We start from the raw sequence: 10,568 nt of genomic DNA, 5'->3' as shown, positions 1-10,568 counted from the left end.
GTTTTAAGCCAGCGCTTGAGGGCTGCTCGATCATTCTTGACGGTATCAATGGTTTGCAGGTCAGAGCGATAAACAACTATTTCGGCCTTGGCGACATCAATGCCAACAACCGTTGGCGAGGTAAGGATTGTCATGACGAATCCTCGGAGCTAGGGTTTAGGTGCTTGTCGGGGTCTACCTTTGCGCTGGCTTGCCTCTATCGTCGGTCTTACCGATGAATTCCTTATTGGCGCTTTGGGTAGAAAGGGCGGGACGAGAAGTCTCCCACGGTCCGTACTGGCTAGAGTCGGAATCGAGCTTTTAGTCCCGCCCACCCCTTCAAGTCTAAACATACAAGCGAGCCTGCTCACGATGAAAATGACGCGGTTTCAGAGAAAACGAGCCGCCTGTATCGCTGGCAAGCATTAGTCCTACAGACCTTGCTACGCGCTTCCTCCAAGCCACGCATCCTTGCGCCTTTGCCTACAACTACGCCAGAATCCGCCCGCTTGTGCGCCTTGTCCCGGAGTTCTATTGTTTCCTTGCCACTGCCCATCAGTGGTCGGGTTTAGTAGCCCGAGGTAATCGAAGTTGTACAAGCGCGCCTCAAACAGGGCCCGACCCTGTTCTTGATGGTGGCTGTACGCAGGGCGCTTAGGCGCGCCGGCTTCTTCGGTTCCCCGGTCTACTAACCTGCGTACAGCTGCCACCCCATTGTTTAGTAGCTTCGGGGTGTCGGCATCACATCTGGAACCGAAGCTTATGTTCAAAATAACCCCGAATCCGCCAGAAGCAGATTCCACCTCTACATCCGCAAAATCCAAAGCCAAGCAGCAAGCCGAAACGACCAAACGCGTGCTCGATCACTACTTGCTGCCGAAATCTGAAAAATCTAAAGATGAACCAAAACCGGGCCAGCTATTCACCGTTGTGAAAGGCCTCGATAACGAATGCTTGCTCGCCAATCTCAGTGAGACGCTGGCTTCGGCTGATGCGATGGTGAGTGACCTCGCGTTCGAACTGGATGGATCGCGGCGTCATGTGGCGTTGGGGATTCAGCAGTTGATTGAGCTGGGTTCGTTGTTGGCGAATCGGGTGTTGGATAACGTAGAACCGCGACAATAGTATTTATTCCCTAACAAAAACCCGACGTCTTGCGTCGGGTTTCTCGTTTTTTCATCCCTGGAAGCGGACGAATAGGCTCTAAATATCCTCAATTTCTTATGCCGTGTCCGGTATGACGACTAAGGCTTGGTCTGATCTTCGGGTGTCGTCTCCGGTTTGAGCGTAGTCTGCGCCGCGCCCTTGAATTCCGGAGCTACCGCCTCCGGTTTGAGCGTAGCCTTCGCCGTGCCTTTAAAACCCACATCGACCTTCTTGTCTTTTGAGCTCATGACCCTGCACTCCCATGCAGTAAATGAACCCAGAAAGTGCCGGACTCGGTCCTATTTGACCACTGTCAGAACTGTCAGTTTTTTATATTGTTTTCGAACTCACGTGTTCTGCGACCTTCCATAAAGCAATACCCTTAAGGTCAATGCGAGCCTGCTCGCGTTACGCCGGGCCGCCTGTCTGGACGATCAGGAGGCGACCGCTGCCCGGCGCATCGACGCTTGCCTGGCTTGGCTGCGTTTGTTGGCCATGGCCAGCTTGCCGACCAGTCGGATCGCCACGGCGGCGCAGGTGAGGCCGAAAGGCAGCACGTACCAGTCGCTCATCGGGATACGTTTGAAGTTGGAGAAGGCGAATACAGCGGCGATGACCCACATGCCGGTGACATGCAATGCCTTCCAGGCCTTGGGGCCCAGCAGTCGGGCGGGCCCTTTGAATGACGTGAGGGCCATCAGCAGGATGAAGGCGTAGGCGGTCCCGCCCGGGATGTTGTTGGAAACGGTGCGGGCCGGCCAGAACTCGATGTTGAGCTGCCCATAGGCGTAGATCAGCACGGCATGCACCAGGTGGGAGAAGGCAAAGGCGAGGCCGATGAAGCGTCTCTCGCGGACCAATGCCTTGGCGAACGGTGAAGGCACCAGCACGGCAAAGGCCGACGCAGTGAACGCGATCAGAAAAAGGGCGAAGGAGGAGCGGGCGGTGGCGCGGATGGCGCTGCGCAGGCCCTCGACAAGGTCGGGTTGTACCGCGACAGCCGCGATGCTCATCGCCACCACCAGGACGGCGATCAGGCTGAACAGCTGCCAGCCCTGAGGGCGGTAGGGTTGGGTATTCATCGCAAGATCTCCTGTAATAAGGGCTCGCCATTCGGGGATCCGATGGCGAGTCGATGGGGAGAATTCTTGCAAGGGGATGTATACCGGCTATGTTCGAGAACCGGCGTTTATGCGTCGTTTTGAGTCTGCGAAGGCGCTGGATACAGTGGCTTACACATGCAGGCCATGAATCCGAACGGTAGCGGCTGCACTTGGCGTGCAACCAGCGCGAAAAATGGGGACAGCTTTATTTTCAGTCAGTAAATTCCTCCCCTTTTTCCATCCTTGCGCCTTGGCCTACAACTAAACCCGAATCCGCCGGCTTGTCCGCCTTGCCTTCGAATTATATCGTCTGCTTATCAACGGCCGAGCCGGTATCGATGACACTCGGATATTGAAAGTCTGCGGCCCTTACATCTGTAGCAAAAGGAAGATCTACATCGCCATGGACATTCAGGAAATCAAGCAACGTCTGGCCCGCCCCGCCGTGAAACTTGTTGCCGGCGGTTTTCGTCCTGCCGGGACCGATGAAGAGAGCTGGCTGGGCAACGTCTTCCTGTTCCGGCCTGATGAAGATGTACCCACCAACCAGGCGGGGCAACCGTTGCTCCCCTATGCGCAGTTTTACCTGCCTGCCCTACCCGTCCATAGCCCGCTGCTGGCGGGAGTTCGTGTATTGACGGTGTTCATTTCAAACCCGCTCCCCGAGCACTTTGAGCCGATGGGGAATAATTGGGTCATCCGCGAATATGGGCCGGATGACGTGTTGGTGCGCAAGTCTTTGCCGGTGGCAGGGACATTCCTCAAACCCTTCCCGCTGACAGCGCAAGCGGTGCCGGAGGACTTTCCACTGTGGGATGGCGGTGGTGTCCCGGAGGACCTTGAGCAGGCAATCATCACGCTGGAGCGCGCAGGCGAGATACAGAGCTATAACGACTTGATCACCCACACCTACGAACACAAGATCGGCGGTTACCCTTCATTTTGCCAGTCGGGTGTTGATCCGGGTGAAGGCTTCGAGTTTGTGTTCCAGATCTCATCGGATGTGAAGATCAATCTGAACGTGGTCGACAGTGGGAGCCTGATGTTCTGGAAACACAACGAAACTGGAGAGTGGGCGCTTTATTACGATTTTTACTAAAGGAAGGCAGGCCAGATTTATTTTCAGAGAAAAAAGCCTCCTTTTTTCTAAGTTAAGCAACGTTAGGCGCATTTGGAGATTCGGGATGTTTGGATTTTTCAAGAAAAACGTACCTCCGCGGAATCCACCAAAAAGGTTTCCTCCAGTTCCAGACTGGAAACCCGCGATCACGCAGCCAACCGAGCAAATTATTGAGCGGTTGCAGCTCTATACCAACAATCAACACGATCTCGCCGTGTTTTCAAATTGCACGTGCGTTTTACTCCCTGATGGTCTCTCAGATACAGACGCTGAAATCTTCGCAAAGGAGACCCTGTCGAAGATCTTCAACTCCCACCCGGACATGAACCCAACCCCCATGAAAGATGGGAACGTGCTGGTTCAGTACAACCACCCTGCGCTCAATCTGGTTCTGGACAGCGTTGCCGTTCAGTACTGGTATGAAATCGAGAGCAATCACCAGCTAGCTTTAGCCACCGATGAAGTTCTGATAACTCCGCTCGGCTCAAACATTTTCGATGACTTTGGCAAGAAGGCACTATTTGGCCGTTGCTTCATGTTCATGGACGCAGTAGCGCCCCGCGTGATTCGGGTGGTGCGCAGAAGCATCTAGGAATACGGGGACAGACTTCTGATTCAGTCTGCCCCCTTACTATCTTCAGCCAACCGACTCAAGCCGCTGCCACTTCATAACCCCCCAGCTCCCCAGCAAAGGGCAACACAACGGGCTCAAGCTTGCGCATTGCATGCCGATGACCTTGCCAGCTCACCCTCTCCTTCAGGCAAGATGTGCCCCTCCAGATTCAAGGAAGATGCCCCATGTCCGCTTCGCTCGATCTCGCCGCCAGTCAGATCCGTCACGCCGTACGCGCAGCCACCGAGGGCTTGGTCGGCCGTGAGCAACTGGCCGAGTTGATCGTGCTGGCGGCTGTCGCCCAGGAACACATTCTGGTGGTGGGCCCGCCCGGCACGGCGAAAAGCGCCGTGGTGCGTCGGGTCGCGCAGTCCATGGGCGGTCGTTACTTCGAGTACCTGCTGGGGCGTTTCACCGAGCCTTCGGAACTGTTTGGCACGGTCGATCTGAAGAAGCTGCGCGAAGGCACGGTTGAAACCGATACCAGCGGCATGCTGCCTGAAGCCGACATTGTGTTCCTGGATGAAGTGTTCCTGGGCTCGACGGCCATCCTCAACACCCTGCTTGGCGTGCTCAACGAACGACGTTTCCGCCGGGGTCACACCCAGGTCCAGTGCCCCTTGCGCGTCTGTGTCGCAGCGGCGAATGGCCTGCCCGACGACGAATCGCTGGCGGCCTTCGGCGACCGCTTTTTGCTGCATCTGTTCGTGGACGCAGTACCCGACAACCAGCTCGAAGCGATGCTGGCCGGCGGCTGGCAGTCGGAGCAACGCCCGGTTCCACAACTGCTGGGGCTGACTCAGCTCGACACACTGGGCCACGCGCTCAAGGACGTCGATTTGTCACTGGTGCGGCCAGCGCTGGCCCAGGCCATCCGCCGGTTGCGGGAAGCCGGTATACAGCTCTCCGACCGACGTATCGTCAAATCCCAGCGTCTGATCGCAGCGGCGGCTTTGCTGCGCGGGCATCTGGAAGCCAGCGAAGCCGACCTCTGGCCACTGCTTTACGTGCTGCCGACCCGGGAAATTCAGCAACACGGTCGCGAGGTGCTGCAGGATCTTTTTGCCCAGTGCAGCAACAGCCATCTGTTCAGTGCCGTCGAGGAAGCGACGCTGCAACCTATGGCTCGCTTGCATCGTCTGCTTGAAACGGCAGAGGATTACCTGGCACGCAGCGAACCGCCTGCCAGCCCGTTGCTGGAAGCGCTGCTGCGCGAAATCGACGCCAACTTCAACAGCCAGACCATCCCCCAGCGCTTGCATGAAGCGCGTGGACAGGTGGCCCATCTGCTGACAACCCAGGCATGACGAATAGGGACACCGCCACTGCCCTCGACTGGGACTGGCGAGTGCGGCGCGAGCCCGGTCAACCACAGGCTGCCGTGGCCTGGGGCGAAGTGGCGGCGCGCCTGCACGCACGGCTGCTGCGCATGCCCGAAGACCAGACCGCGCAGCTGCAAGCCACTGCTAATCGTGACGTGCTGATCGTCACGGGCAATGCCGATGACCTGCCGTGGGTCGAGGGTGTCGATTACGCCTGCACCGAGCCCGCCGCCCCCGGCCTCTGGCTGCCCACCAGTTGGGAACCCGACGCACCGCTCGACCTGATGGGGCAAGCGCTGTTCGGCAGATTTGCGCGTGCGCCCCTGCTGCTGTGGCATGCCCCCAGGGCAGTGGTGCCGCTCGACCGATGCCTGCCCGTCACGGCCCGGCATCTGCAACGTATTCAGGACGGATGGGCAGGTCGCTGATGCAATTACCGCAATCCCTGCAACCCTGGCGAGATTGGCTGCAATGGTTTCCCCCCGAACAGCTGCCCTTGCTGGCGGATCTGTTCGCACGCCTCAATCCGCTGCTAGGCCCATTGCGCGGTATGCAACAGGGCGGCGTGCCCGAACCCGACGGCCTTGGCGACCTGCAACGCCGTGGCCCGTATGAACGACTACTCGCCAGCGAGTGGTTACTGGCCGATGAGCTACCCGACGAGTTTCTGCGCAGGGCGGTAGTTGGCGAACACCTGTTCCTGGCGCCGCAATATCGCACCCATCAGGCCAATCGCATGATCGTTGTGCTGTTCGACGCTGGCCCGCTGCAACTGGGCGTGCCGCGACTGGTGCATCTGGCGCTGCTGATCCTGCTCGCCCGCCGTGCCAGCGAAGCCGGGGCCGAGCTGCGCTGGGGCATCCTGCAAAACGCGCCGCAGTTGCATGAGTTCAAAGGCGCAGCGCATTTGAAGCAACTGCTCGACGCCCGCACGTATCAGACCGTCAATGATGAGCACTGGCAGACTTGGCGCGCCTGGCTGTCGGAGCAGGATTACGACAGCGGCGAACGCTGGGTCGTCGGCCACCAACTGCCCGCTACCGACGCCCGCTCCTGCACTCATCGGGTCCAGATACAGCGTAGCCTCGATGGCCGCAGCCTCATGTTCGCGCTGCAAGACTTGGGTACCCGACAAGTTGCCCTGCCCAACCCCGACGAGCGCCTTGCCTTGCAATTGATCAAGGGCGAGTTCGACATCGCGCGGCAGATGGCTCGCACCGCGGTCAAGACCCCCATTCCACGGGTTGCGCTGACGCTAGCTCCGATCATTGCCACCAGCGGCTCCCATGTCGCCCTGAAATTGCTCGACGAGCCTGGGCTTGTGGTGATCAAGCTTCCGGCTCCCCGGCAGAAAAAACCGCTCGATGTTCGCCGGACGCTCTGGAACAACCGCAGCACACCGCTGGCGATCACGTTTCCAGGCCGCATGCCCGGCGCGATCCTGAGCCTCGACGAGCAACTGGTCTTTTGGAACATGCCTGGCCTCAAGCCCGCCGCCCGGCCTGAGCGTGAACAACTGCAGATGCCCGTGGGCACCGCCACGCTGCTACCCATGGTGTGGCTGCACAACGGCACCTACGGCCGGGTTTTCCTGCTCGACAACAAAGGTCATTTGGCCTTCTGGGTGGTCGACAACGGCAAGCTGCCCACCCCGCACCAACCTGGTATCACCCACTCGATGGCCGATCAGGTGGTGGACATGGCGCAGGTCGATCGCAACATGCTGGCCTATCTGCGCCACGATACCGGTCGATTGTACGTCCACCGGATCAATCCCTGGATCAGCCAATCCGCGGGCCATGTGGTCGGCACGGCGAAGGACGTCGACGTCGATCAGGTGTTGTTCCCGGCAAGCCCCCTCTGGGAACGCGCCTTCCACGGTTGCGCGTGGATGCGCCTGGTCGACGAGAAGCAACAGTGGCAAATGGTGGCGCCGGACCTTCAGACCAGCCAGGTAGATCTGGCCCCCGGCTGGAAAGGCCTGGGCTTGCTGATTGGGGAGGACGAGGTGCTTTCAATGGTCCTGCTCGGCCCCAACCAGCAGACGGTCGCCTTGTACTGCCGGGGTGAGCAACATGTGCTGTTCACCACCAGCGAGGCCATTGCCAGAATCAGCTTTTGCCCGATGAGCGGGCTGGTCGCCGCCCTGACCAAGGCTCGGGAACTGGTGGTGTATTCGGTCCGGGACGAGCGCAGGGTGTTGCAGGTCATATGCAATCAGGCACAAACGCAGTCGGAGGACGCGCCTCATGTCCGGACCTGATTCGGTCATTATTCGCCGTCCGGCACTGAGCGGTTATCAACCGATCGAGGCGCTGTGGTTCCCCGTTGAGCGCTTCAGCGAGCAGGAACGGGCGCGACTGATACTCACCCACTGGCAAACCGACGCCAGGGCCTATCGCTTTGCCGACGGCGACCTGCTGCGCTTTCCCAAGGCAGGCGCCATGCTGTGTGAAGGGCTCGCTGGCTGGCCACTGATTCGCCAGGGCCGAACGCTTTGCTCAGCACGGCTGAGTCCTGAGGAAATGCAGCGCCTGGCCCAAGCCGATGTCTGGCTGGTGCGCGGCACGCAGGTCAATGCCCTGCACCTGCGCGACGCAACTGCGCTGGCCCCCGCTCAATGGATCGACGTCAGCCAGTACGCCTTGCTCGACACTTACGACTGCCAGGACGTATTACCGGAACCACAAGTCGAACCACTGGCGGTACAGACCGACATACGGGAAATCCTGGGTGATTCGCTTGCGCCGGTCAGCCCCGAGCGAGAGGCGGTGATGCGAGCCCTGCTGGAGCGCCAACGTCAGGCCACCGCCCCTGGCGCCTCTACGGCGCGTCACAGCCCTGCGAACAATCCGCAGAGTACCGGCTCGTTGCAACACGGCCTGCTCGGTCTCATTGCATTGGCAGTGGGTATGGGCCTTTACCAAACGCTTTCCCTCTACGGCCCGCAGTTACCAGCCGCTACCCGTGCTGCTGAGACAGCCAAGCCGCCACGCTCTGTGGATCCGTCCACGTTCGATCTGGGCAGCGTCTTGATCTGGACGGTAATTGGCGCGGCACTTTTCACCTTGATACTGATGGCGGTGCGTGCCTGGATGCGACGCAACGGTACCCATTCGGCAGCAAGCCACGCGCCCTCTACCACGACCGCCAATGCCGACCGACCATCAAAGCCGCCGGTGCCGCCACGGGCGTCGGGCCAGCCACGTGGCCCGGCCAGATGGCGGCGCTGGCTGACGCGTCTGACCCAGAATTCACGCCTGTCAGCGCTTTACGGAAAGCGCCAGGCCGCTTACATGCAACGCATGCTGGAGATGTTCGAAAACGGCGACCTGGAAGAAGCACTGCGCCACGCCATTCCGCTGGGCGGCGGCCAGGGCAATGCAGGTCAAGCCTTCGGCACACCCAGCAGGCGCCAGGATCTGGCGCTCACCCAGCATTCAGGGCCTCGCACCAGCATGCTGTTTGAGGCAGACCTTGAAACCCACCTCAAGCAGGTCTACCGGCGGTCCTTTGAGCGACTGGATCGCGAGGGGCGTATCGAGGAAGCCGTGTTTGTCCTCGCCGAGCTATTGAGGGCACGCCAGGAAGCGCTCGACTATCTGGAAAAGCACCAGCGCTATCAACAGGCGGCTGATCTCGCGCTGGCCTGGGACATGCCCACCTCGACCATTGTGCGTCTGCTGTGCCTGGCAGGGGATTGGCAGCGAGCACTGCAAGTCGCGCGGCGCGACAACGCGTTCGCAGATGCCGTCATCCTGCTCGAAAAGAAATGGCCGGAAGCCGCCGCGCGCCTGCGCCTGGAATGGGCGCTGGCCCTGACTGAAAAAGGATTGTGGTTGCAGGCAGTGGACGTGATCTGGAGTCTGCCGGCAGAGCACGAACGCGCCACGCAATGGCTGTTGGCCGCCGAAGCCGCAGGAGGAAGCCTGGCCATCGGCGCGTTGGTGAAACGGGCTATCCTGCTTCCCGACACCCTCTCGACATACGAAACCTGGGTCGAAAAACTGCGCAACGACCCCGAGCGGGTCGTGGAGCGCGCCGCACTGGCCCAGGCGCTGCTGGCGCACAAGGCCCACAGTCCCGCGCTGGCTTGGCTGGCTGCCGCGACCGTGCGGGCGATGATCTGTGATCAGGCCGGGCCACATGCTCATCTCACCCAGAATCAGCTTCAAGCGCTGGTAAAAATGAGCAAGGACAAGTTGCTACAAGCGGACCTGCCCGGCAGCGCCCTGCCCAAGAACAAACTTCTTAATCAGAGCCTTGAGCGGGTAAGCACCCCCTTGTCGTTCACGGCCCTAGAAAGGGGCAACCGGGCTCTCTGCGATGCCGTGCCCTTGACCGACGGACGCTACCTCCTGGCACTGGGCGAAGCTGGCGCATCGGTGGTCGAGGCGAGCGGCAAGACGGCCTTCCACTTTCCGGTGCCCGCCCAGAGCATCGTGCTGGGCCACAGCCGCCAGGTCGCGCTGGCGCTGGCGCGTCGCGGCGACGTCTGGCGCATCTGCAAACTGGATCTAGTCAATCGGAGCGCCACCGATCTGGGCGTGCTGATGCTGGATGCCTTCGCCAAGCATTTCGACGGCACGACCTGGACCGTCGGCCGAGGCTCGCAATTGCGCGTCGTGGATGTGGATCGCCGGTTCGAGACACTCTGGCACGTCGGCGATCTGCCCGGGCGGGTTGCCTTCCTTCGGGATGACGAACGCAACGAATCCGTATTGCTGGACACCCCACAGGACTTCCAACTCTGGCATTACCGCCTGCCCGACCGCCGATTGCTCAGCCGCGAATCCATGCCCGCGAGGCGTGAGGAGCACAGTTGGCAGGTGTATAACGCGGCAGGCCGAATCACTGAGTTCTGGATCGAGCATGAAGCCGACAGCGATCCCATGCTGAGGGCGTACGAGGGCGGCACGAGCAAGCGCTATCACTTGCCCGGTCTGATTCAAGAATTTACCGACCCGTTGAACGTCTACTCGTTCGAGCAGTGGCTGGTAGTCTGCTACGCAACTGGCGACGATGACGCACGCTGGCACTTCATCCACCGCCAAAGTGACCGGTTATGCGCCGTCCTGCACTGGCCGCTGCATCATGCGCAACTGCGTTGCGTGGGCAATGAATGGGTGCTTTTCGACCATCAGGGCCGGCTGTGGCATATCGACACAACCCGCTCTGTGGTGCGCAGTCTGTCGGTGCAGTGATGCACCGCCGGGATGGGGGTTTTATGAGTGCTTCGCACTCAAGCGCGAGCAAGCTCCCTCGCCACGGGGGCCCTTGGTGGC

At 60.2% G+C, this 10,568-nt stretch carries 9 protein-coding genes; 7 read left to right on the top strand and 2 right to left on the bottom strand.

Translation table 11 applies throughout. The annotated features are described in order from the left end of the window. The first annotated feature begins 741 nt into the window (after positions 1 to 741). Positions 742 to 1,104, top strand: a complete 363-nt coding sequence (locus BT116_RS27985; RefSeq protein ID WP_072348815.1) for a DUF6124 family protein — start codon at positions 742 to 744, stop codon at positions 1,102 to 1,104. A gap of 119 nt (positions 1,105 to 1,223) precedes the next feature. On the opposite strand, the gene BT116_RS31150 is transcribed toward BT116_RS27985, so the two are convergent. Together BT116_RS31150 and BT116_RS27980 are read right to left on the bottom strand one after the other, a co-directional pair. After that, complete coding sequence (locus tag BT116_RS31150) at positions 1,224 to 1,373, bottom strand: hypothetical protein (RefSeq protein ID WP_170846008.1); 150 nt, start codon at positions 1,371 to 1,373, stop codon at positions 1,224 to 1,226. Positions 1,374 to 1,559: 186 nt separating this feature from the next. After that, the gene (locus BT116_RS27980; protein WP_072348813.1) at positions 1,560 to 2,207 is read right to left on the bottom strand and encodes a ferric reductase-like transmembrane domain-containing protein; all 648 of its coding nucleotides are present in this window, start codon (positions 2,205 to 2,207) and stop codon (positions 1,560 to 1,562) included. A 424-nt stretch (positions 2,208 to 2,631) separates the two neighbouring features. Here BT116_RS27980 and BT116_RS27975 point away from each other — a divergent pair, with 424 nt between their 5' ends. The 6 genes from BT116_RS27975 (at position 2,632) to BT116_RS27950 (ending at position 10,487) form a co-directional block, all read left to right on the top strand. Next, positions 2,632 to 3,327, top strand: coding sequence for a DUF1963 domain-containing protein (locus BT116_RS27975; RefSeq protein ID WP_072348811.1), 696 nt, complete (start codon positions 2,632 to 2,634; stop codon positions 3,325 to 3,327). Positions 3,328 to 3,412: 85 nt separating this feature from the next. Then, positions 3,413 to 3,940, top strand: a complete 528-nt coding sequence (locus tag BT116_RS27970; RefSeq protein WP_072348809.1) for a hypothetical protein — start codon at positions 3,413 to 3,415, stop codon at positions 3,938 to 3,940. Positions 3,941 to 4,146: 206 nt separating this feature from the next. Next, positions 4,147 to 5,268, top strand: coding sequence for an AAA family ATPase (locus BT116_RS27965; protein ID WP_072348807.1), 1,122 nt, complete (start codon positions 4,147 to 4,149; stop codon positions 5,266 to 5,268). Beyond that, on the top strand, positions 5,265 to 5,711 hold the full coding sequence (locus BT116_RS27960; protein ID WP_083569201.1) for a bpX5 domain-containing protein: 447 nt from the start codon (positions 5,265 to 5,267) through the stop codon (positions 5,709 to 5,711). The genes BT116_RS27965 and BT116_RS27960 overlap by 4 nt, the downstream gene beginning before the upstream one ends. Then, on the top strand, positions 5,711 to 7,546 hold the full coding sequence (locus BT116_RS27955) for a hypothetical protein (RefSeq protein WP_072348817.1): 1,836 nt from the start codon (positions 5,711 to 5,713) through the stop codon (positions 7,544 to 7,546). The genes BT116_RS27960 and BT116_RS27955 overlap by 1 nt, the downstream gene beginning before the upstream one ends. Then, positions 7,533 to 10,487 carry a bpX6 domain-containing protein gene (locus BT116_RS27950; protein ID WP_072348805.1) on the top strand — a complete coding sequence of 985 codons (2,955 nt, stop codon included), beginning with the start codon at positions 7,533 to 7,535 and terminating at the stop codon, positions 10,485 to 10,487. The genes BT116_RS27955 and BT116_RS27950 overlap by 14 nt, the downstream gene beginning before the upstream one ends. The last annotated feature ends 81 nt before the right edge of the window (positions 10,488 to 10,568 follow it).

The organism is Pseudomonas sp. NFACC16-2 (genome assembly GCF_900119205.1).
Lineage (GTDB): Bacteria > Pseudomonadota > Gammaproteobacteria > Pseudomonadales > Pseudomonadaceae > Aquipseudomonas > Aquipseudomonas fluorescens_Q.
Note: the sequence above shows the minus strand (reverse complement) of the source record. Positions and strands in the feature narration are given on the sequence as shown.